This is a genomic window from Desulfobacula sp. (assembly GCF_030145145.1).
In the GTDB taxonomy this organism is placed as follows: Bacteria; Desulfobacterota; Desulfobacteria; order Desulfobacterales; family Desulfobacteraceae; genus Desulfobacula.
Map to the genome: position 1 here is coordinate 54,286 of NZ_JAQYWD010000023.1, position 23,266 is coordinate 77,551.

General features: G+C 46.6%; 19 protein-coding genes. 14 read left to right on the plus strand and 5 right to left on the minus strand.

Translation table 11 applies throughout. The features are described 5' to 3' along the window. Positions 1-4: 4 nt before the first annotated feature. Genes Q1Q15_RS14150 through Q1Q15_RS14170 form a run of 5 tightly spaced genes read left to right on the plus strand, consistent with a single transcriptional unit; the run spans position 5 to position 8,899 of the window. The gene (locus Q1Q15_RS14150; RefSeq protein ID WP_300461113.1) at positions 5-4,969 is read left to right on the plus strand and encodes an RHS repeat-associated core domain-containing protein; all 4,965 of its coding nucleotides are present in this window, start codon (positions 5-7) and stop codon (positions 4,967-4,969) included. 24 nt (positions 4,970-4,993) lie between these two features. After that, on the plus strand, positions 4,994-6,043 hold the full coding sequence (locus Q1Q15_RS14155; RefSeq protein WP_300461115.1) for a DUF3592 domain-containing protein: 1,050 nt from the start codon (positions 4,994-4,996) through the stop codon (positions 6,041-6,043). After that, positions 6,040-6,942, plus strand: a complete 903-nt coding sequence (locus tag Q1Q15_RS14160; RefSeq protein WP_300461117.1) for a DPP IV N-terminal domain-containing protein — start codon at positions 6,040-6,042, stop codon at positions 6,940-6,942. The genes Q1Q15_RS14155 and Q1Q15_RS14160 overlap by 4 nt, the downstream gene beginning before the upstream one ends. A 28-nt stretch (positions 6,943-6,970) precedes the next feature. Further along, entirely contained in the window at positions 6,971-8,131 is a 1,161-nt protein-coding gene (locus tag Q1Q15_RS14165; RefSeq protein WP_300461120.1) for a FlgD immunoglobulin-like domain containing protein, read from the plus strand. An 18-nt stretch (positions 8,132-8,149) separates the two neighbouring features. Then, on the plus strand, positions 8,150-8,899 hold the full coding sequence (locus Q1Q15_RS14170) for a cohesin domain-containing protein (RefSeq protein ID WP_300461122.1): 750 nt from the start codon (positions 8,150-8,152) through the stop codon (positions 8,897-8,899). A gap of 29 nt (positions 8,900-8,928) precedes the next feature. On the opposite strand, the gene Q1Q15_RS14175 is transcribed toward Q1Q15_RS14170, so the two are convergent. Continuing rightward, positions 8,929-11,070 (minus strand): O-antigen ligase family protein, encoded by a 2,142-nt coding sequence (locus tag Q1Q15_RS14175; RefSeq protein ID WP_300461124.1) that lies wholly within the window; start codon positions 11,068-11,070, stop codon positions 8,929-8,931. A gap of 162 nt (positions 11,071-11,232) precedes the next feature. Between Q1Q15_RS14175 and gspG the strand changes: the two genes are divergently transcribed. The 6 genes from gspG to Q1Q15_RS14205 are packed head-to-tail and all read left to right on the plus strand — an operon-like array spanning position 11,233 to position 16,629. Continuing rightward, positions 11,233-11,679, plus strand: coding sequence for a type II secretion system major pseudopilin GspG (gspG, locus tag Q1Q15_RS14180; protein ID WP_300461126.1), 447 nt, complete (start codon positions 11,233-11,235; stop codon positions 11,677-11,679). Then, positions 11,672-12,178: a prepilin-type N-terminal cleavage/methylation domain-containing protein gene (locus Q1Q15_RS14185; protein WP_300461129.1), complete on the plus strand. Its 507-nt coding sequence runs from the start codon at positions 11,672-11,674 to the stop codon at positions 12,176-12,178. The genes gspG and Q1Q15_RS14185 overlap by 8 nt, the downstream gene beginning before the upstream one ends. Beyond that, the gene (locus Q1Q15_RS14190; RefSeq protein WP_300461132.1) at positions 12,153-12,578 is read left to right on the plus strand and encodes a prepilin-type N-terminal cleavage/methylation domain-containing protein; all 426 of its coding nucleotides are present in this window, start codon (positions 12,153-12,155) and stop codon (positions 12,576-12,578) included. The genes Q1Q15_RS14185 and Q1Q15_RS14190 overlap by 26 nt, the downstream gene beginning before the upstream one ends. After that, a complete protein-coding gene (locus tag Q1Q15_RS14195) occupies positions 12,575-13,273 on the plus strand; it encodes a prepilin-type N-terminal cleavage/methylation domain-containing protein (RefSeq protein ID WP_300461134.1) in 699 nt (232 codons plus the stop codon). Before Q1Q15_RS14190 ends, Q1Q15_RS14195 begins: the two co-directional genes overlap by 4 nt. Continuing rightward, positions 13,263-14,414 (plus strand): type II secretion system protein GspK, encoded by a 1,152-nt coding sequence (locus Q1Q15_RS14200; protein ID WP_300461137.1) that lies wholly within the window; start codon positions 13,263-13,265, stop codon positions 14,412-14,414. The genes Q1Q15_RS14195 and Q1Q15_RS14200 overlap by 11 nt, the downstream gene beginning before the upstream one ends. 16 nt (positions 14,415-14,430) lie before the next feature. Beyond that, on the plus strand, positions 14,431-16,629 hold the full coding sequence (locus tag Q1Q15_RS14205) for a S8 family serine peptidase (protein WP_300461139.1): 2,199 nt from the start codon (positions 14,431-14,433) through the stop codon (positions 16,627-16,629). Between the two features lie 142 nt (positions 16,630-16,771). Here Q1Q15_RS14205 and Q1Q15_RS14210 read toward each other — a convergent pair whose 3' ends face one another. Next, entirely contained in the window at positions 16,772-17,740 is a 969-nt protein-coding gene (locus Q1Q15_RS14210; RefSeq protein WP_300461142.1) for an OmpA family protein, read from the minus strand. A gap of 59 nt (positions 17,741-17,799) precedes the next feature. Continuing rightward, a complete protein-coding gene (locus Q1Q15_RS14215; protein ID WP_300461144.1) occupies positions 17,800-18,330 on the minus strand; it encodes a hypothetical protein in 531 nt (176 codons plus the stop codon). Between the two features lie 150 nt (positions 18,331-18,480). Here Q1Q15_RS14215 and Q1Q15_RS14220 point away from each other — a divergent pair, with 150 nt between their 5' ends. The 3 genes from Q1Q15_RS14220 to Q1Q15_RS14230 are packed head-to-tail and all read left to right on the plus strand — an operon-like array spanning position 18,481 to position 21,697. Next, positions 18,481-19,026 (plus strand): hypothetical protein, encoded by a 546-nt coding sequence (locus Q1Q15_RS14220; RefSeq protein WP_300461146.1) that lies wholly within the window; start codon positions 18,481-18,483, stop codon positions 19,024-19,026. A gap of 48 nt (positions 19,027-19,074) precedes the next feature. Further along, positions 19,075-20,502, plus strand: coding sequence for an aminopeptidase (locus Q1Q15_RS14225; protein ID WP_300461148.1), 1,428 nt, complete (start codon positions 19,075-19,077; stop codon positions 20,500-20,502). Further along, the gene (locus Q1Q15_RS14230) at positions 20,495-21,697 is read left to right on the plus strand and encodes a D-alanyl-D-alanine carboxypeptidase (RefSeq protein ID WP_300461150.1); all 1,203 of its coding nucleotides are present in this window, start codon (positions 20,495-20,497) and stop codon (positions 21,695-21,697) included. Before Q1Q15_RS14225 ends, Q1Q15_RS14230 begins: the two co-directional genes overlap by 8 nt. A 56-nt stretch (positions 21,698-21,753) precedes the next feature. Here the strand turns inward: Q1Q15_RS14230 and folE2 are convergent, their stop codons facing one another. Continuing rightward, positions 21,754-22,533, minus strand: a complete 780-nt coding sequence (gene folE2, locus Q1Q15_RS14235; protein WP_300461151.1) for a GTP cyclohydrolase FolE2 — start codon at positions 22,531-22,533, stop codon at positions 21,754-21,756. Continuing rightward, positions 22,508-23,263 (minus strand): ATP-binding protein, encoded by a 756-nt coding sequence (locus tag Q1Q15_RS14240; protein WP_300461153.1) that lies wholly within the window; start codon positions 23,261-23,263, stop codon positions 22,508-22,510. Before Q1Q15_RS14240 ends, folE2 begins: the two co-directional genes overlap by 26 nt. Positions 23,264-23,266: the final 3 nt, after the last annotated feature.

Sequence of the window (23,266 nt, forward strand, 5' to 3'; positions counted from 1 at the left end):
AAAAATGCAACTTATCCGGAACATCCTATTCAAGAGAAAAACGGTTTTACCCGTTGTCTTAATTTTGCTGGCATTGATGTATTGTTTCAAACCCGGCCATGCGTTAGCGTTTGACAAGGATTGGGATGCCGGTCACACCACCACCGATGTCGAAGATCCTGATCCCACAGACCTGCCGGACGATGATACCGGCGGAGATGGGGATGATGATGACGGGGATGATGAAGATGACGGGGATGACGGGGATGACGACGAGGATGATGATGAAGACCCCGAAGAACCGGATGAGGATGAAGACGAGGATGACGAGGAAGATAAGGATGATGATTGTAAAGAGGATTGTAATAATGAATGCAAGCCGGATGCCAAAAAATCTCCGGTCTATGTCAAGTCCGGCAACCTTGAACTGAAATATACCGATTTCGAAATTGCCGGGATCGGTCCTGCGTTAGGGGTTGTGCGGTCTTACAACAGCCATGACAAGTACAACGGGCCCTTTGGCCATGGATGGGCCTTTAACCTGATCGTGCGCCTCATCCGGGTGTCGGATCACAATAATGATTATATTATTATCCGCAAGCCTTCGGGCAAACGGCTTAAGTTCATTAAAACTATGGATGGCACCTATTTCCCGACAGCCGCAAGCGTAACAGACACCCTTGTTGAAAATCAGGACGGGTCGTTTACATTAAATTGTAAAACCTGTTCCAGAACCTATCTCAGGCCAACCTATCATTTCAATATCCAGGGCAACCTGGCGTATATGTCGGATAATCAGGATAACCGGATCAATTTCACCTATGACACATCGGGCAGACTGATCTCTGCGTCCAGCAGCGTCACCAAGCGGAGCCTGACCATTGCCTATGGCGAAAATGATAAAATTTCCCAGATTACCAATTCCCTGGGCCGATCATGGCGGTATGCCTATGATGCACAGGATAATCTGATAACGGTTACCGATCCACTCAACTATTCCCTGAATTATGAATACAGCCCCAAGCACAAGCTGCTGTCGGTCACGGATAAAAACGGCAATCAAAGTCCGGTGATTACCTATGATGAAAAATCCCGGGTAAAGACCTATGGCCGGGGCAAGGAGATTTATACCTACGCATATTTTTCAGGGTACACCACCAAAACAGATCCCCTGGGGAATGTGTTCACGTTTTATTATGATCAGAACGGAAACGTCATTAAAACCATCCTCCCGGACGGATCTGAGGTTCTGGCCTATATTGATGCAAATGTTCACCCCACCAAACGGGTGGATGCCAATGGCAATGAATGGCAGTATACCTACAATGAATCCGGCCAGATCCTCACAGAGACCGATCCTTTAGGACATACCACCACCTATACCTATGATCCGGAATTCCAGAAAATAAAAACAAAGACAGACCCCCGGGGGGCCAAATGGACCTATACCTACGATACGGACGGGAATCTGATCAAAGTGGTTGATCCCCTCCTGTGTGAAACCCTTTTTACCCGTAACGCCAGGGGGCAGGTACTCACAAAAACCGATGGGGCGGGCAATACATTTACCTATGCCTATGACGCGGCCGGCAATTTAATCCAGGTCACAGATCCCCTGGGGAATGTGGAAACCTCAAGTTATGACGGCCTGGGCCGACTGATAAGCGAAACCGATGCCCGGGGGAATACACGGACCTATACCTACGATATCCTGGGCAGATTAACCGATGCCAAAGACCCGGCCGGAAACCACCGGTACCTCACCTATGATGGAAACGGCAATAAAACCAGTGTAACGGATGAAAACGGAAATACCACCACCTATGGATATGACATCTCCAACCGGATGATCACAAAAACCGACGCCCTGGGAAACCTGACATCCTATGTCTATGACGTGGCAGGCCACCTGAATTTTGTGACAGATGCCCGGGGCAATACAACAGGCAAAACCCGTGATAAGCGGTATAACATCACGTCTGAAACAGATCAGGACGGCAATGTCACCACCTACACCTATGATGCCTCCGGGAATCGGCTCACCAAAACCGATGCCCGGGGCAATACCTGGACCTATACCTATGATGCCATGGATCGCCTGCTGACGGAAACAGATCCCCTTGATAGCATTACTGCATATGAATATGATGAAACCGGAAACAAGGTAAAGATCATTGACCCGGAAGGCAAAATCACCTATTTCACCTATAACCTGGTGGGAAGCCTGACCCGGTCCCTGGTTAAAATCGGCGACACCCTGCCCGAACCGGATGCCGATGATATTGTCACCACCTATACCTACGACTGCCTGGGAAGAAAACTAGCCGAAACCAATGCGTTAGGCCAGACCACGACCTGGACATATGATTTCGCAGGACATATCCTCACGGAAACCAATAGCCTGGGGGAGGTAAAGGCCTATACCTATGACGCAAACGGCAACAAGCTGACCTATACCACCATATCCGGAAACGTCCTCGCCTTCACCTATGACACATTAAACCGGATGATCACGGCCGGTGATACAACCGGGCTGTTCGAGTCCTATACGTATGACGGGGTTGGCAACAAAATAAAAACCCTGAAAGCCAATGGGGATGTCACGTCAACCACGTTTACCGCCTTCAACAAGCCCGCTAAAATCACGGATGCCCTGGGCAATGAGGCCCGCTATACCTATGATAAAAACTACAACCTCATCCGGGTGGAAGACCGCTTGGGAAAGGTAACCGTCAATACCTATGACAAGCTGAACCGACTGAACAAGGTAACGGATGCCCTGGGCAACATGTCTCTTTTAGCCTTTGACAAAGTTGGAAACATGGTGAAGATGACCGATGCAAAGGGCAATGAAACCGTTTATGCCTATGATACGGCAAACCGCATGGTGTCGGTAACATATGCGGATGGTACATCCAAAGCCGTTGCCTATAGTGCCGCGGGGAAAATTATCCAAAAGACCGATCAGAATGGTACCGTCATCACCTATGGCAGAGACGACCTGTACCGAATCACCCAGAGAGGGTATCCGGATACGTCATCCAACACCTATACCTATGACAAACTGGGCCGGATGAAAACAGCCACCAATGCATATGGCACCGTCTCTTTTACCTATGATGCTGCCGGACGTATTACCGTCATTGACCAGAACGGCACCCAGGTCACCTATGTCCATGACGTTTCCAAGCGAACCCGGACCCTTAATTATCCATCGGGCAAACAATTTGTTGAAACCTATACCCTGAGAGATAAAATTCATAAAATTGACAATGCCGTTAATTCAACCAATGTGGTGACCTATACCTATGATGCCTTGAGCAGATCGTTAACCAAGACCCTTGGCAATGGGGTGGTAACAGGCTACACCTACAGCAAAAACAGCCGGATCACGGGAATATCCTATACCGACGATAATGGGGTGAATCTCCTGGGGTTTCAATACACCTATGACAAAAACGGAAATCGATTGAGCAGCCGGAATACGGCCCATTCAGATCGATCCGAACAATATGACTATGATGATATTCAGAGACTGACAAGCTTCAAGCAGGGCCAGGCAGACGCATCCAACCTGATACCAGCGCCGCAGTTTACATCTGAATATGAACTGGATCCCCTTGGTAACTTTCTCACGGTGACCCGGGACGGTACCGCACAATCCCGTTCGGTCAATGCCATGAACCAGTATACCAGCGTCAAAAGTGTACCCCTTGTGTACGATGCCAACGGGAACCTCGTTGATGATGGCCAGAAAATCTATCAATATGATTATGAAAACCAGCTGATAAAGATTACCCGCAAATCAGATTCAACCGTTATTGCCGCTTTCACCATTGATGCCTTAAACAGACGGGTAAAAAAATCAGCCGGCGGAACCACAACCGAGTATATCTATGATGACAGCCGGATCATTGAAGAGCAGGTCAATAAGGCGACGATTGCCACGTATGTCTATGGCAACAAGCTGGATGAAGTCCTCCTGATGAACCGGGGGGGGACGGATGCCTATTTCCTCACCGATGTCATCGGTTCTGTCATGGCACTGACAGACAATGGCGGCAGTGTGACGGAAACCTACCAGTATGATGCCTATGGTCAGGTCACCTTTTTCAACGCCGGGGGGACTCAGGTCTTTGCCTCGGCCCGGGAGAACCCCTATCTTTTTACCGGCAGACGATATGATGCCGGGGCCCAGATCTATTATTACCGTGCCCGGTGTTATCACCCTGCCCTGGGACGGTTCCTGAATCCGGATCCCAAAGGCTTTATTGATGGCATGAATCTGTACGAATATGCCATGTCCAACCCCCTCCGGTATGTCGATCCCAGGGGAACCGCTGTAAAAACCTGTGATTCCCATTCCTTTTCCTATGATGTGGACAACGTTAAAAAAATACTGCCAAAATTTCTGTCAAAATACATGAGCAGCGGCAGTGTCAGCGTTGCCTACCAGAAATGCAGGGAATGCTGCGGTGAAGGCACAAAAAATGGCGGGGAATATGCGGTCAGCAAGGAGTTAAGTGTTTCCGTCGGCTGGAGCGGGGATACCGGATACATTAATACGCCCTGGGGGATCTCCTGGGATATCGACTGGTATGCGTTTCAATCAAAGGGATTCCTGGGGCTTGTGGCAAAGGTTTCCTGGGGAATTTCCGGAAGTCTTGCCGGCGGATATGACGGGTGTGAAGAAAAGCGCTATGGTAAAGGATGTATCAAGGGGTCCATCACCCTGGAAGCCCTTTATGGTGTTGCGGATGAAAACAAAGAGTCTTCCTTGATCAAGGCGTATATATCCGGCGGCGTAACCGGATATGTCGACCTCTGCCTCAAAATTCAAAGTATGAAGTCCTCCTTGTTTACGTTAGAAGCCAGCGCTGGACTTTCCGGTGCGATTAAGGGTACGGTGGGGGTATGGAAATTCACCTATGAACGAACCTTCTATGAAGTGACGGGGTATGTCGGCCCATGGGTAATCTTTTCGCTATAAAAATGAAAGGGACAAGGGCAACACATGAATAAAAATGATCCCCCTAGAAAATTGACCCGGCTGTTTATGGGCATTGGCTTAATTTTCGGTATCATCGTCGTCAGCATTTTTTTTCAAACCCTGACATTATGGAAAATCAGCCAGACCTGGCCTGTGACCACCGGTATTGTCACCCGAACGGCCTCAAAAGGATGGTGGGATGAAGAAAGGGAGCGCCGTTACTATCTGGAATATGAGTATACCGTGGGAGAAAAGACCTATACCAATGTCCAGTTTCATTTTAAAGAAAGAAGCATAAAAAAATATAAGTACCTGATCAGGAAGTATAAAAAGGGAGATCCCATACCGGTATGGGTTAATCCGGAGTCTCCCGACCAGGCGGTCATTAACACAGCCTACCCGAGAGATGGGTTTGCTCTCCTTGTTGTGTTGACCGGTTTTCTAATGATGATGGGAACCATGATCCTCAAAGAAACCCGATGGCAGCGCCAGACACAGGCGTTAACCGCTGCCCTGCCCAAGGATTATCAAGGGGATCAACCATTGCCGGCATCCGGCATCCTCACCGACAGCGGCGGGGTTGTCCGTCTCAATACAGGTATGTCAATTTTCTGGAGTTTCGGGATCCCGTTTGTCTGTTTCTCCTTCTTGAGTCTTTTGTTCATGATGATCTTTCTAAATGAATTAAATCCCGGGTGGTCATTATTGGATTACTCAAGCATCATGGCCGGATCCTGGGGGGCAAGCCTGGTGGGTGGGTTTTTGATAAAAATCGGTTTCAGGAAAACACTTGAGATCAATGCCGATCAAAAAATGATAACGGAAACATCGGCCACTTTTTTCAAACAAACGTCAAGGAAGTATGCGTTTTCAGATATCCAGGAACTGCTATTGGAAAGGGAGACATGGCGCAAGACCAATACCCTTAAAAACTGGATACTTTATTTACACACCCAATCACGGCAATCCATTTTTGTTTCTTTTCGGCACAGGGACATCCAGCCTTCAGATGAGGCGTATCTGGGCTGTGTCAAACAACGGTTGGAAACCCTTATTTTCGGAGCCCACCCATGAACCGCATGGCTCGCTTGATATCCGTCATTCTCATGGGCTGCCTGTTTTTACCCCAGCACATACCAGCGGCAGAACCGTCTCTGTCCGGAAACATCCTTTTCTCATCAAACCATTCCGGCAACTGGGACCTGTGGACGGTTCGCCCGGATGGAAAGAAACTTGTACAGGTCACCCATACAGATGGAGATGACCTGTTTCCCAGCGTGTCTCCGGACGGAAAAAAAATTCTCTATGCAGATGGCAGACGGAATCTCTGGACCATGCGAGGGGACGGGACGGATCGGGCGATGATACCACTTCCGCCCGGGATTTATGCCCATCCCACCTGGCGCCGGGATGGAAAAAAAATCGCATTTGTTAAATATACGGTACTCCCGTCAGACAAAGGGGAGTTGTGGCAAATTGAACGGCACACAGGGGGATGGAAAGAACCGGAACGGCTCTGCGCCTATCCGCCCATGAGAAGTTATCCGTCTTATTCACCGGATGGCCTGGAACTGGCCTATGCCGAGTTCAGGCGGGACAAGATCCTGGGCGTGGTGGAGGAAGTCGGTATCATGGACCTGAAAACGGGGGGCTTTCGGCTGATGACTGCGGACCTGGCCGACACCTACCACCCGGTCTGGTCTCCAAAAGGAGATCAGATTGCCTATGTATCCAATAAGGCGGGGAATTATGATATATGGATCTTGAATTTAAAAGACAAAACCCACCATTCATTAACCCGGGACCCGTCCTTTGACGGGGATCCTGTATGGTCTCCCACCGGACAGGAAATCGCATTTGTTTCTGCAAGATCCGGAAACAGGGAAATATGGGTGATATCGTTGATCGGTGACCGGCTCCGGCAGATTACCGACATGAAAAAAACAAGTAGCAATCCGTTCTGGGTAAAATAACCCGTATCCGGATAAAAGGGGGAGGATAATGAACGTTAGAAACTGGTTGATAAAAAAAACCCGGCCAATGCCGTTTATTCCGGCATTCCTGGCCCTGTTCCTTTGGCTGAATGCGGCAGGCAGTATGGCTTCAGGGCTGGCCATTCAAAATGTACAGGTGGATCCGGGCACGCTCAGGCCCGGAGAGTCGGTTGGCCTATCCTTTTATCTTAACACAGCAGCAAGGGTGACGATCCGGGTATACACCCCTGACTATAATGTCATCCGGCATCTGATCACTGACCAGACCAGACCCGCCGGTATCAACACGGTTTCCTGGGACGGACGCGACGATTCAGGCCAAATGGTCCCCAATGAGGCCTACCTTTTTGGGATTGCAGCCAGTGGTGCAGATGGCACCCGGGTGGTCTACGACCCGACAGCCCATTCCGGCGGGGAGATCAGTGACGTCCGGATTCAGAACATTGACGGTACAGCCGGCAAATACAACATCTCCTATACGGTCCCGCATCCATCCCGCATCAGTCTCCAGGCCGGCGTCCATAATGGCCCGCTGCTGAAAACCCTCATCGACTGGCAGCCCATGCCGGCAGGCGAATATGATTACCCATGGGATGGCATGGATGAGACCGGTCAGATACAGGTAATGGCGGAATCCGGAACTCACCTGTATCTCGAAGGATTTCTCCTTCCGGAAAACGGGGTCATTGTCCAGGGAAGCGATCCAGATTATCTTGAATACCAAAAACGTCTTCCCGAACCTGAAAGGGAGGATATCCTCTCCCATCAGACCACGCGGCGATCCACCATGGCCCGGATTAACGAGGGGGTGTCTGCCCAGTATTTAGTCGAGCGGTCCAGGAATGTTGCCCCGGTGTTTACCGTATACCTTGAAGGCGATACCACCACAGGGCTTGGGGAAAAGCCCGTAACGACCGTTTCCGGTGACACCCGCCTGAAGGTTGTGGTGGCGCCGGAGAGTATGGCTGCTTTCAATGAATCCCGGTATGAAATCATCATTTTTGTTGACAACAATCGCTTTGACGAAGAAGAACATGCCCATACGCCATATACCTATACCCTTGACACCCGAAAGCTGTCAAACGGGGAACACCTGATAACGATCAATCAGGCTTGCCTGACCGGTCAGGTGGGAGCATATTCGTTCAAAATAAACGTGAATAATTAAGCAAGAGGGGACAAAGAGATGAGAGGATTAAAATCAGCCATAACCGATAACAGCCTGTTTCGCAGGGTGATATGGCATGCACGGCTTATGCTGTTTCTGATACTGGTTTATCCCATATCTTTGTATGCAGCAGCCGATATCCGGATAGAGGCCGCATCTATCCAGTATGTGGGGGGCGAATTCCGTGTGGATATCATGATTGAAGGGGTAAGTGACCTTTATGGCATGGCCTTTGACCTGGTGTATGATCCAACCTCCCTTGAAGTAATGGATGCGGAACCGACAAAGGACGGAATTCAACCGAAAGTCACGGAAGGAACGCTGCTCAACAGCAATGGAACGGATACCACGCTGCTCAAGGCATCACTGGAGGATAATCTTCCGGGTAACCTGGTCATCGGCCTCACCCGGTCCGGAGATGTGAGCGGGGTTGCCTCCCCGGCGGAGACCGTGTTTTTGTCTGTTTATTTTCGACCGAAAAAAATCGGGACCGACCAACTGGCCCTTCGCAACACGGGCGTAATCGGGGCTCAGAATCAGGATATTCTTGTCAGTTCATGGGGTGTACTTGATGTGACAATTCAAGACCAGAACTGGATCGGAGATGTCAATCACACCTTTTCCATTGATCTGGCAGATGTGATTCTGGTGTTGAAAGCGCTCTCCCAAAATACGGATGCACCTGTTTACCGTGATGCCGATGTGAACAAGGATGGAAAAATCGGGCTTGAAGAGGCTGCCAATGCATTGCAGCACCCCTCTGAATAAACCGCTGAAATGGGGAATGGTTGTTTTTTTCATTTATGGTCAATAATCTTTTTTATCTGGTCTCTGTTCTGAACATTGGGGTTCTGTTCCAGGGCTTTTTTGAAATGAAGAACACTCTGTTTTTTTTTATTTAAATACTGGTAATACAAAATTGCCAGGTTCAATTGGGCATTGGGCCAGGCAGGATTTATGGCCACTGTTCTTTCAAGTATCCGGGCGGCTTGTTCGTATTGTTTCAAATACACCTGGCAAAGACCCATATTATACAGGATCATGGCATTGTCAGGTTCTGTTACAGCCGCCGTTTGAAAAGATGCCACGGCTTTGTCATATTGTTTTTGACCCATGTAAATCCCGGCTATATTCATGTGGGCTTTTGAAAAATCCGGTTTTATGTCAAGGACTTTTTGATAATACCCCATTGCGGTGTCATGCTGGTTCAGGCCGCTGTAGGCGACCCCAAGATTTAAAAGCGCATTCATGTGGTAGGGATATGCTTTTATAACGGTTTGCAGGGCATCAATCCCCTTTTGATAATCTCCTGTTTCAATATATCCCCTGGCAGCGTAAGATAAAATTTTTTTTCTGTTCGGGTTTAACGCATATGCGGCGTTTGCAGCGGCAATAACGGATGTCCACTCTCGTCTTGTTTCAAAGGTCTTTGCCTGCAGATAATTTCGGTCACACGTGATATCCCGATCATAATATCTTACCGAATACCACAGCAGGGGGACACATAAAACAATCAGCACGGCAAGCCCTTTTTCAGGCACCTTTATTCCAGGATATCCTGTCGGTTGTGACACACACAAAACAATGGCAAAATAGATCATGACGATCAAAGGCGGAATGGGCATCTCAAAAGGAAAGCTAAAACATGAATTAACAAGGATTCCTGCAACCGATACCCCCACCCCCATTACGGCAAAAAAGACGGAATCCGTTCGGGTGCACAGTGTTTTTGCGGTCAATTTAAAAAATGACAAAAAAACAAAGACGACCACAAGTCCCCCGATGAGTCCGGTTTCAGAAAAAAATTGAAGAAAATCATTATGAACATTGGACAATTGATGGGTTTCACTGAATTGTTCCTCTTTAACGGCTGTGGCATGGAATAATGGATAATATATTTTATGGTTGCCCAGTCCAACCCCTGTCACCGGCTTTTTTTTGATCATTTCCAAGGTATTTTTCCATATGGCAAGCCTTACCGACCCTGAATCTTTGTCCGTGTTCCGGAAGTCTTTTGTGTTTGACGGCAACGCCTCGGATGGCGGGATGACGGGCAAATTCGGTCGATGATCAAACACCGAAACCACCCGGTTGAACAGTGAAGGAAACTGCCACTTGACACCATCCGGTCCGATATTGACACATAAAAGAATCAGAAAAATTCCGACCAGGGTAGCAATGGTTTTATCCTTATCCCAGAATCGTGCGGTTTTATTGTTCAAAAACAGCAGCGTTAGCCCGGCAAAGATCAGGATGATTTCAAAAAAAACAGCCACCCATGCCGCCCGGGTTTGGGTATAGACCAAAAAAACCATCATGATGCCGGAACTTATGGCGGCAAACCAGACGTCTGTTTTCTGCTTTGCCCAGCACAACAATGACATTCCCAGGGGTAAGGTTAAAACAATAAACTGGGCAGCCATATTTTTATTGGCAAAGGTTGCCGACGGTGGTGCGGACTGGGGGATGATGTCAATGCCAAAAAGATACTGACCAATGCCAATAATGGCAGTGAGCAGCCCCGCGGCATAGATGGCGGCCAGCATCTTGAAAACGCGATGATCAGATGACAGGACCTGCTGGGACAGAAAAAAAACCCCGATGCAGGCGGCCCAGTTGACCCATTGATTAAAGGCCTCATAATGATTGTGGGCATATACAGATGAAACAAATGTCCATCCGATAAAACAGAATACCGCAATATTTAAGGGGTGTTGTTTCACTTCCAGGGGGTGTTTAAAAACCGCACGGGTTAAAAAAACCACCAAACCGAATAAGATGGAAAAGGTCTGAACAAGGGCAGATTGGGGAAGTCTCACATAATTATAAAGGCCTTTGAGATAAACAAACGGACAAAGGAAAACAAAGAGGACCAGCAGAAAAAAAACAAGGGTTTCCACGTTTGACTGCGGTGATGGTTTTTTAGTATGGTGTATCATTTTTATATCCCGAGGTTTTCAATAATTTAATTATCTGATACAAGCTATGAATTAAACTTGCAAGGTTTGATTTCCAGCGATAAAATAATTTCTAACTTACAGGACAGATCAATAGATGACAAAAAACCGGATACACAAAAGGGAACACAGAGGAACAAAGAAATGATAAAAAAAACAATAACCGATATCAGGGGATTTTCCTTGATCGAGTTAATGGTTGTAATTGTTATCCTTGGCATTCTTGCCGGAATGATCATGCCCAAACTGATGGGAAGAACCGATGATGCAAAGATCGTAAAAGCAGAGGTTGATATCGCCGCCCTGACGACAGCATTGCAACTTTACAAACTGGACAATGGTGACTATCCCACAACCGAGCAGGGACTCAAAGCCCTTATTGAGCCACCGGAAAAAGAAGGGGGCACGGGTAACTGGAAAAAAGGAGGCTACCTTGAAAAACGGACCCTGCCCAAAGATCCCTGGGGGAGAGAATTTATTTATCTGAGCCCTGGTATTAACGGAGAATTTGATATCATCTCCTATGGTGCGGATGGTGTGCCGGGTGGAGAAGACAAAAACAAAGACATTAAAAGCTGGGAAATTGAGTAGCCGATCCGCCGATGCCGGTTTCACGCTCATGGAACTGATTGTGGTTCTATTTCTCCTGAGTATCATGCTGACATTTGCCATGCCTGAATTCAGCGGGAACATCATTCGGGATGATACAGAGACCACCTTAAACTGGATTATTTTCAATGTCAGCAAATTAAAAAAGGAGGCCCGGCATCAGGGAAAAGATATGTTTATGTGTATCTCTACGGACACAAACACCATCAGCATAAAGGGAACGCCATCTGATCCGGACATATCAGACACGGATATCCGTTCTGAATTTACGTTACCGGAAGATGTCCGCCTTGACGGGGTAGAATTCAACAGCCCCGGACAGGAAGCCGATACAGATGGTTGCATTCAATTTTATAAAAAGGGATATTCAGATCACGCAATTATCCATCTTTCAGACAATGATGGGCGAACGTTTTCCTGCTTAATCCAGCCGTTTCTTCACAAAGTCACCCTTCATGAAGACGATATCCGATTTGAATAACCCGGATCAAAAAGGGTTCACCCTTCTTGAAATCATGGTGGCGATTGCCATTATCGCCATTGCATTCACAAGTGTGTTAAAACTGCATACCCGGACCGTGGCCATGAACATTGCCTCAAACTTCTATGCAAAAGCACCGCTTCTTGTCCAGAAAATCATCTCAGAATGGGAAACCGGCAGAACAACGGATGACTTTATCCCGACGTCCCTGGGCGATTCTCTGGAGGAATTCCCGGGGTTCACCGTTGACATCACCCATGAAACGCTCGCGTCCGATGCCTTTTCTTCTGAAACCCAGGGTGACAATGACCGGGTCCTTGTTGAAATTGTGTGCACAATTCTTTACCACCAGGGAGAGTATCAGTACACCACTAAAACCTTAAGATTCATTTCCCCATGACAAGGCCCTATGGACATAAGGGATTCACCCTGGTGGAGGTCCTGGTGGCCATCACCATCTTTGCGATAGCCGTTTCAACGCTGTTTGCTTCATTTAATATGGTCATTTCCAATATTGATCCCATTAACGCCGGCCTGGATGATTACGAAATGGCCCAAAATGCCATGGACAGAATACAAAAGGATCTCATGTCCCTTTGCCTGACCCATGATCCGGCATACACACCACCTGAAATGGAAGGGTCTGATGAACCGGACCGATTCAGGTTTGTATCGAAAACTGTTTCCCTTAACGGAAATACGTATACCCAGCTCAGGTTTGCATCCTTTGAACATATCGGGTTTAAACGGGGTCAAAAAAGCAGGATTGGCATTATTCACTATTATGTGGAACCATCTGAAAATGAAACCATGGTTCTGAAACGCGCTGATATTGGATCTGTTTTTTTTGAGGAGACCCGGGAAAATAAAACCCGGAATGATCCACTGCTATGTGAACGGGTAAACGCCTTTGAGCTGACGTTTATCGATCAGGAGGGGAAATCCCATGAAGAATGGGATTCTGACGACGCGAATGTTGATTTTGCCACCCCGTATGCCATACAGATACGGCTGGTGATTAAAAATCGAGAGCGATCAAATAATTTTGCCACCACCATTGTACTGCCGTCACACAGAGAAAAAAATGAATCATAACTGCCTGGGGAGCATACTTGGAAATGACCGAGGCGTGGCATTGCTGATAACGCTTTCCATTATTGCGATTCTGCTTACGGTTTCACTGGAACTGAACCGCCGGGTGAGAATCGGCATCCTTGCAGCAGAAACCGGTAAAACCGACTACCAGTTGATGGAAATAGCCACATCCGGTCTCAATGTCGCCATGGCACTGCTTGTAAAAGATGCAGAGCAGAATCAAATTGATACGGTCCAGGAGGAATGGTCAGATCCTGAGGCCCTGGACAAGATCATTGCATCCCTTGGCTTTGATGCGGGCAATATGACCGTAAAAATCACAGATGAAATGGGTAAAATCCAGGTAAATGCCTTGATCAATGAATATCCCGGCCATGAGGTCAATCCGGATCAACGGCAGATCTGGGAAAACCTTTTGTCTTTTTTTATCAGTAGTGACAAGTCTGAAGACCAAAGAGACCCCCAGGAGATCATAAACTGCCTCATTGATTGGTTAGATGATAAAGATGGAGAGACGATCACGGGAATTTCCGGTGCTGAATCCCCCTACTATAACGCTTTAAAAATACCTTACAAATGTGCCAACAGGCAATTTTTTGATTTAAATGAATTGTTGTTTGTCAAAGGCATATCAGATACATTGTTGGTAACAGCAGACAATTTTGATACCCTGTTCGCCGACGTTGAAAATCAGGAAAACCAGAACAAAGAATTACAGTTGAAAGATATATTTACCGTTTTTGGTGCCGAGAAAAACACGTCCGGGGCCGAAAAAAAATATCGATTTTCCGGAAAAATCAATATGAATACCGCCCCTGTCCAGGTGATTGCAGCGCTGCTTCCGTTTGGCAAGCAGGATCTTGCCGAAAGTATCAGCGACTATCGTCGCATGAAACCGGATGGAGACAGCGGGTTTACCAATGACCTGTCCATTAAAGACTGGTACGCGGGGATTGCGGGGTTAACAAAAAAAGAGACCGCAGCCCTGGCGAAACGCATCACCTACTCGAGTGATCTTTTTTCCATGGAATCCCATGCCCGTTTAAATGGAAGGTCCCTTGTTTTAACCCGGGTTGTCAAAAGGCAACAAGACAAAACCGGCAAATGGTTTTGCAAAACCCTCAGACAGCAAATAGAATAATCCTGCTTTTTTGTATATGAAACAGACCGTTCACATATTGATTTTAATAGCCGCAATCCTTTGTCCGGCACCCCGGGGATATGCATCACCCTGCCCGGATATGAACATTCAGGTAAAGGATCATCGCATTTCCATAAACATCAAAGAACAACCCCTGAACTGCGTTCTGGATCAACTCAGCCGGCAGACCGGTATCCGGATTAAACTTTGGCAGGACATTAAAAAGCCATTGACACTGAACCTGACCCAACTCCCCATGACAGATTTTTTTCACACCCTGGGGGAGGGGAACGCACTTGTTTATACCTATTTGCCTGAAAAAAAAGAATATCGACTCATTGGGGTCAATATGGCAGCATCTGCACCGGGGACATCACTTGAAAACCCACAACAAAAGAACAGCACGCCGATTCAACCCCATATAAAAACCAGTGTCAGGCCCGGAGAACTGTTGATCCGATTCAAAGCCCATGTTTCCGAAAATCAGATAAACCGGCTGCATCACTTTCTGGGTTCCAAAATACTAAAGCAGGTTCCCCCTCTGCACTTGTACCGGGTCCGGATTGATTCTCACCTCAGCATGGACACGGCTATCCAGATGTATATGGCCACAGGTCTTGTCCGGACAGCAGAACACCATGCTGTCCGAACCCTTCATCAACAGATCCCCAACGATCCAAAATTTTCACAACAATGGGGATTAACCGCCATAAAAGCCCCGGATGCATGGGACATCAGCCAGGGCAGTGAAGACATCATTATTGCGGTCATCGATACGGGTGTTGACTTTCTCCATCCGGACCTTCAAAAAAATATCTGGATTAATCAAACAGAGGCCACGGGTCAGGAGGGTGTGGACGACGACAATAACGGATATACAGATGATATTTACGGATGGGATTTTGCCGACAATGATCATACTCCCTTTGACGCGGATGGCCATGGGACACACATTGCCGGCATCATTGGCGCTGTTACAGATAATGCAACCGGCATTGCCGGGGTCTGTCCCCGGGTTAAAATCATGGTGCTCAAAGTCCAGGGGGATGACAGCGATGACATGGATACCACGGACATTATTGAAGCCGTTGACTATGCCAGACACCAGGGGGCACATATCATTAACTGCAGTTTTGGGGGAACGCTTTTTCAGACCGAAGAACTCATCGCCTTTGAAAGATTTCAGAATGAAAACAATGGACTGGTGATCTGCTCGGCCGGAAATGATGCCATAAACATTGATATCAACCCCCTCTACCCGGCCTGTTATGACTTGCCCGGCATCCTCTCGGTTGCCGCAAGTGAACAAAAATTACCGGGTCAATATGTCCTTGCCGAATTTTCCAATTTTGGTGCTGCCAACGCGGATGTGATGGCACCGGGAAAGGATATTCTTTCCACATTACCCGAAACCGTTATCACGCAAGCCTATCTAACCATGGGAACGCCCCTGACATCCTTTCCGGCACAAGGGCTTACCTTTGCCGCAACAACAGATGATGATGGGATTACCCGATCCCTGGTTGACTGCGGATATGGCTATCCCGATGAAATCCCCGGGATCATTAACAATGCCATCGCCCTTATTAAAAGAGGCAACAGGGACGGTATCCCTTTTTACTTTTATCAAAAAATAGCCCATGTCCAACAGCAAGGTGCTGTGGGGGCAGTTATCTATAACAATGCGCCCGGAGCGTTTGCTGGAACCCTTGTGACACCCCAAGACTGGATCCCAGCCATTTCTGTGTCCCAGGAAACGGGAATTCTCCTGAAATCTTCTCTCCCCGCGCCTGTCACCCTTGTCAACCGGGTGGACGACAGCACAGACCCCTATGGTCAAAAAAGCGGCACCTCCATGGCAACCGGTTTTGTCAGCGGTGCAGCCGGTCTTTTGAGCGCCAGGATGTTAAAAGAGCCGTTCGCACGCCTAAAGGCGCTTCTGCTCAACCGGGTGGATATCATTGATGCAACAGACGGTACCCTTCTGTCAAAAGGCCAGATCAATATATTAAAGGCCCTGGCTGAACTCCCCCTGCCCGGCGATGTCGACAACGACCTGAAACAAACCCCTGAAGACACCCTGGTGGGGTTAAAAATTTTATCCGGCACTTCATCTGACGCTGTTTCCCAGGACATTCCCCATTGGGATGCAAACAATGACGGCAGGCTGGACTTTTCTGAACCCATCCATGTCCTGCAAAAAAAGACCGACTGATTCACCCTTGTAACCCATTACAAAATGCGGGCTTGATCGTCGTTTCGACCAATACCTAGGAGGGGTCAGGCCCCAAATGCCCTTCGTCAACCCGGGCTTTTCCGGGAATGCTTCACCCACCGAAACACTTGTGAGTCGATCATTAGCTTGTAAAAATAACCGTCACTTCAGCCCGCCGTTCAAAGGATTTTTGTTTTGACATTTCTTCTGCGGCAAATCGATACTCACCTGCAGACTCTATTTTAAATATGGCGGGTTTTAATCCGGAACGGACAAGCTGGTGAACAATATTTGCCGCCCGTGTTGCGCCAAGTTCAAAATTAGACGGATATGTTTTGCTTTTAATGGGAACCGTATCTGCATATCCACTTACAATGACGTTTACATCATAGGGTTTTAAAAAGACGGCCAGGTTGTTTAAAAACAATTTATATTCCTTGGCAACCGTGGCACTGCCGCTGGAAAAGAGAATCGGCAATGTTGTTTCCATTCTGAGACAGGGCCCTGTTTCCACAACTTCCAACCAGTCACCCAGGCCTGAACCCTTTATTGCCGCTTGAAGTTCTGATTTCGTCACCTGATTATCCGTATCCGATTTTTTTTCCCCGTCCGCATCTGTTGATCGTTTCATCGGAGCCGGTATTTTCGGTACAATTGTTTTTACCGTCGCGCCTTTGTGTTGGATTTTCCGTTCCAGGACAGTATCCTCTATCCTCTGATCCTTGTCGCTGGAACCTTTTTCAGAATAATATTGAACCAGGTATTCAAGCCTGTTTTTGGTTTTCTGCAGTATTTCTATCTTTTTTTCTTTTTTTGTAACGGCTTGTTTGAGCGCAGATGACCCGGTTCGCCCGGAGTCCTGGATTTGATTTATTTTCAGCACCAACCAGTCCAGATCGATTTCCAGGGCCTTTATCTGATGGGCGATGTCTTGAAGGTCCTTTTTGTGAGTCTCAACTTTTTGACGTAACTCTCCGGTTGAATAAAAATTTCCATCAAATAATTTTTCTTCCTGAAACCCTTCTCCCCACATCAAAGCCGGTATGAACAGGAAAAAAATAAAGACCGGCACGCTTATTTTGAACGTGTTCTTCATCAAAAGAACGTCCATGAGACCCCCTCCAGCAAATAGATCAGTTACGGCTGATCCATCGAATTTTGTTGTGCTGTTTATCTTTCAGAAGATCCACTTGCCAATGACTTCCCTGAAGAAGACGTCATATTGCCCCCAATACCGACCGGCCACCACACCATGCCATCCTTATCAAAATTAATTCTTAACCGTAATCTTGCATGGGTGATCCCATGGTCACCCGGATAGATTTCCATGATTTCAGTGCCCCTGAGCCATGACTGGGTGTGAACCTGAATGGTATCATAATTGATTGTTCCCCGCCCGGCTCTCATGAATGCATCCACATAAACACCACGAACTTTTTCCACGAGCTGCCGATACCCATCGGCAACAGCCGCTCTTTCAGCCATTAAAACAGCTTCGCCTTTTGACAGTGCATTTTCAGGTTCAAGCCCTTTGCCAACGACCATAAATGAAACCACTTTTTGATCCTCCACCTCACCGCTGGGAGGCCCCAATACGTTTCCCGGGCCACCGGCTTTAGAAGACAGGTTAACGCCGCTGCATCCGGAAAAAACCACTCCCAGGGCCAATACTCCGCATACTATCATACTTAATTTTTTCATTTTTCCTTCCCCATGTTGCAGACGATACACAACCATTAATTCGGTATCAAACACCATTTAACATTGATCCCTGACAAATTTTTATGATACTGATAGGCATCGTCAGGAGTTGCTGTTAACTTTAATCTAAAGTGATCACTTACAAAAATTATGCCTGAAACTCACACCCCCCTGTTGCCCTTTACCATCCTTTTGGCCCAACTCATCCTGTTCATCCCACCTATCGCTACGCTACATGCCGATGAAGGCATCACAACATACTATATTCGATATGATGTTAAGTCATCAAAAAACAAAATCATAGATGATAATTTATTGATGGTTCCGGCAAAAAATGATTTCAGAGCGGAAAAATTTTCTCATTTTTCCACAGCAGGCGTCATATCTGCCGCCCGTGGAGAATCAAAGGCAGTCATTGAAAAACAAATCAGAGAAAATGCATTAAAGACCGTTTTGGTCAACCAGGGGCTTAAATCCGTAAAAACAAAAGACCATGACACGGTGATCAGCTATGAAGGGCTCATTATGACCCCTTTAAATATCCTGAAAAATACTTATGATGAAGGGAACAACCAATATGTATATGACGTTCAGATTGAGTTCAGTCCCATTGCCTTTCCTGACAATTGGAAAACGCTCAATGGATACCATAACATCAAACAGGTGTTTGATGAATTTTTCCAATGGTTTAAATAATGAACGGGTACATCAACTTATCGCACCGATACTTGAGGATGCCATCAAATGAATAAAACCCAGTTAAAAAAAATAAAAGAAACCGTTTTAAAACAAGAAAACCTGGTTTTTGATCAATTGAATAAAAGCCAGAAAGCAGACATTTTTAAATTTAATGACACCTATAAACAATTTCTCGATCAGTCCAAAACCGAGAGGGAAGCTGCCCGACAAATCATTAAGGCGGCAGAGGCCAAAGGATTTGTGAATATCGATACCCTGCCGGCAAAAAAACCACCGTCAACAAAAAAGGTCTATAAGATTTTTCAAGGACGGTGTGTGGCCCTGGCCGTTTTGGGAAAAGCACCGCTTGTGGCAGGTGCGAATATCATTGCCTCCCATATTGATTCGCCCAGACTTGATTTAAAGCAGAATCCCCTGTATGAAGATTTGAGTATGGGGCTGATGAAAACGCATTATTACGGTGGTATCCGGAAGTATCACTGGCTGGCCCTCCCCCTGGCCCTCCATGGCACCATCATCACCTCCACTGGCAACACCATTGATGTCACTATTGGTGAACACCCTGATGATCCGGTTTTCACTGTGACCGATCTGCTGCCGCATCTGGCCGGAAAAATTCAGGCAAGCAAAAAATTATCCGAAGCATTTGAGGGGGAAAAATTAAATCTTATTGCCGGCAGCCTGCCGTTGGGCAATGATCGAGAAAAAAACCGGTTTAAACTGGGGGTGCTAAACCTTTTATTTGAAACATACGGAATCGCTGAAGAAGATTTTGTCAGTGCGGAAATTGAAGCGGTTCCAGCGGAAAAGGCAAGGGATGTCGGATTTGACCGATCCATGGTCGGATCCTATGGACAGGATGACAGGGTATGTGCCTATACCAGTCTTGAAGCCATACTGGATTTGACCTCTCCGGATAAAACAGCCATTGCCCTGTTCTTTGACAAAGAAGAGATCGGTAGTGAGGGAAGCAGCGGAGCAAAATCAAGCTTTCTTGAAGACCTGGTGTCTGATCTGCTGTTTATCAGTGGCCAAAAGACAGACAACCGCTCTCTGAGAAAAACCTTGATCCACTCCTCCTGTCTCTCGGCTGATGTGAATGCCGCCATGGACCCTGATTTCAAAGAAGTTCACGAGGCGTTGAATGCCGCAAAACTAGGATTTGGAATCTGTATGACAAAATTTACCGGTGTGGCAGGAAAATCCGGATCAAGTGATGCCAGCGCAGAGTTTGTGGGTAAAATCAGGCGCATCTTCAATAAAAATAAAATCGTCTGGCAAACCGGAGAACTGGGAAAAATTGACCAGGGCGGCGGCGGTACAGTGGCAAAATTCCTTGCCAAATACGGTATGAATGTACTTGACTGCGGGCCTGCGATTCTTTCCATGCATTCACCGTTTGAAGTATCCAGCAAGGCGGATGTATACATGACATACCTGGGGTATAAAGCCTTTTATGAGGATAGTGAGTAACCCAAAAATACGGCTGCGGGTTATCGTTATCTTGATCCTGTTCAGTGCCGGACGATTCATCTCGATCTGCAGTGCAGACGAACAAGTCGGCACCGGCATTGTTTTAGCGGATGATCAGGGGAAAATAGTGTATGGCCAAAACAGGGAAAAACCGTTTATACCCGCCTCTATTTTAAAACTCCTGACCAGTTTGGCTGCCATTGAAATCCTTGGACAAGACTATCATTTTACAACGCTCTATTCGTTTGATCAAGCGTCTAAAAACCTTTATATCAAAGGCCTTGGAGACCCCTTATTTGTTTCCGAAGTGATTGAGACGCTGTGCCGGGAAATCGTTTTAAAAACAGGCCCCACCCAGATTCATCATATCCTTCTTGATTCGACCTATTTTTCCGGACACATCCGGATTCCGGGTAACGGCTCCTCTTTAAACCCCTATGATGCCAGTGTTGGGGCTTTATGTGCGAATTTCAACACCCTTGCATTTAAATGGCAATCAAAAGAGGGCAGGTTCATCAGCGATGAACCGCAGACGCCATTGCTGCCTGTCTTTCATGACGACATTCAAAAAACCGGCCTCAAGCAGGGCAGAATCGTTCTTTCACAGCAGCAAAGTCTTTTGTATCCCGGGCTTTTGATCAAACATGGTCTTGAAAAACACCATATCAGCATCACCGGATCTGTTTTGCAGGGAACACTTGATATTCAAAAACAGGGGGTACACACGTTTGTATCCCCCTTTGATCTTAAAGCGGTTGTTCAAAAACTGTTAAAATTCTCCAATAATTTTATGGCCAATCAGTTGTTGCTAACCATTGGGGCTGTAACATATGGACCACCGGCCACACTTGAAAAAGGCATTAAAGCCATCCAGATTTTTTCTGAGCAGCAGTTAAACCTCCCTCTTCTGACCCTTTCGGAAGGATCAGGCCTCTCCAGAAAAACCTTGATATCTCCGGACCAGATGCTGAAAGTGCTGATGGGCTTTATGCCATTTTATGCAGTATTGAATAACAAGGGGAATGATTTTTTTAAAACCGGTACACTTACGGACGTCAGAACCCGTGCCGGTTATATCCTGGGTCAGGATAACAGGCTTTATCCCTATGTCATCATGATGAACGGGAAAACCATCGATTACACATTTATTCGAAAAAGCCTTCTCAATCGGGTGTCCCAAATAACAACCCAGTAAAGATGGCTTAAACACAGCAATTTTCATTATGTCTATAACTAAGGAGAATTGCTGGCTTAGGCAACAGACCCTTTTTCAATATATGCGTAGGCGCTATGGTTGTGGATGGACTCAAAATTTTCTGCACTGACGGAAAACCAGGTAATATTGTCATCCTCCATCAGGGCTTGGGCCACGTCTCTGGCAATATCTTCCACAAATTTGGGATTCTCATAGGCCTTTTCCGTGACAAATTTTTCATCTTCTCTTTTGAGTACTGAAAAAATATCACAAGATGCAGAATTCTCAACAAGTCTGACAATATCTTCGATCCAGATCAATCCTTTAAACCGGGTACTGACCAGTACTTCTCCCCGTTGATTATGAGCGCCGTAGTCACTGATTTCCTTTGAACACGGACATACGGATGTCACCGGAACTGCAACGGTGAGCACAATATCCGTATTGATTTTTCCATTTGAAGACCCGATGATGGAACACGTATAATCCATAAGGCCTTTTGAAGCGGTTTGAGGCGATTGTTTCTCAATAAAATAGGGAAATGTAATCTCAAGATGGGAAGATTGGGCGCCGAGAATCTTTTTCATATCCTCAAGGATATTGGTAATAGATGCCAGCGACACTTTTGTTCTGATCTGATGTAAAATTTCAACAAACCGGCTCATGTGGGTCCCCTTGCACTGGTGGGGCAGATCCACATACATACTGATCTGGGCGACAGTAGATTGCAGCCCTTTGGTTTTATCCAAAACGTTAACCGGGTATTTCAATCCTTTTATCCCGACCTTATCAATGGGGATATTCCTGTAATCAGGTTGATTTTGAATGTCTATCATGTTTCACTTCTAAAAGATAATCAACAGCAACATTGTGCATTGACCTGAATAGATTCCCTTTTATATGTTTATTATGTTTATACAGTGTTTCCAGCAACCCTCTTATTTCACTGCGTTTTGTCTTGTTTGCACTGGGGCAGTTATTCTTAAACTCCGGCAAATCATTCAATTGACCAAATCGTACAATATCTTTTTTCTCAACATATGACAAGGGTCTTATGATATCAAGGTCTCCGTTAAAGAAAGATTGCATAGGCTTCATTGTGCCGATCTTACCGGCATAACACATGTTAATGAACAGCGTTTCAATGATATCATCTTTATTATGACCCAGAGCAATCTTTTTGCAGTGGGTTTCCTGTGCAATTTCAAAAAGCCTTTTCCGCCGCAACCGGGAACACAGAAAGCAGGGGTTTTCCCTGTTTTCAGAGGAATGGGCAAGGACCCCGTAATCTTTATAATCAATTTTCAGACCACCATATGCCATCTCGACATAGTGTTTCAACTCTTTTGCAAAGGACCCTTCAAATCCAGCATCAATATACACGGGTAGAATATCAAATGCTATCGGTGCTTTTTTTTGGAGACCCGATAGTATATTTAACATCACCTGACTATCCATACCCCCGGATAATCCCACAAGAATCCGGTCATTTTCATGGATCATGCCCCATTCATGGATGGCTTTTCCCACGGCATGATACACTCTTTTTTTCAGTCCGGTTTTCACCCC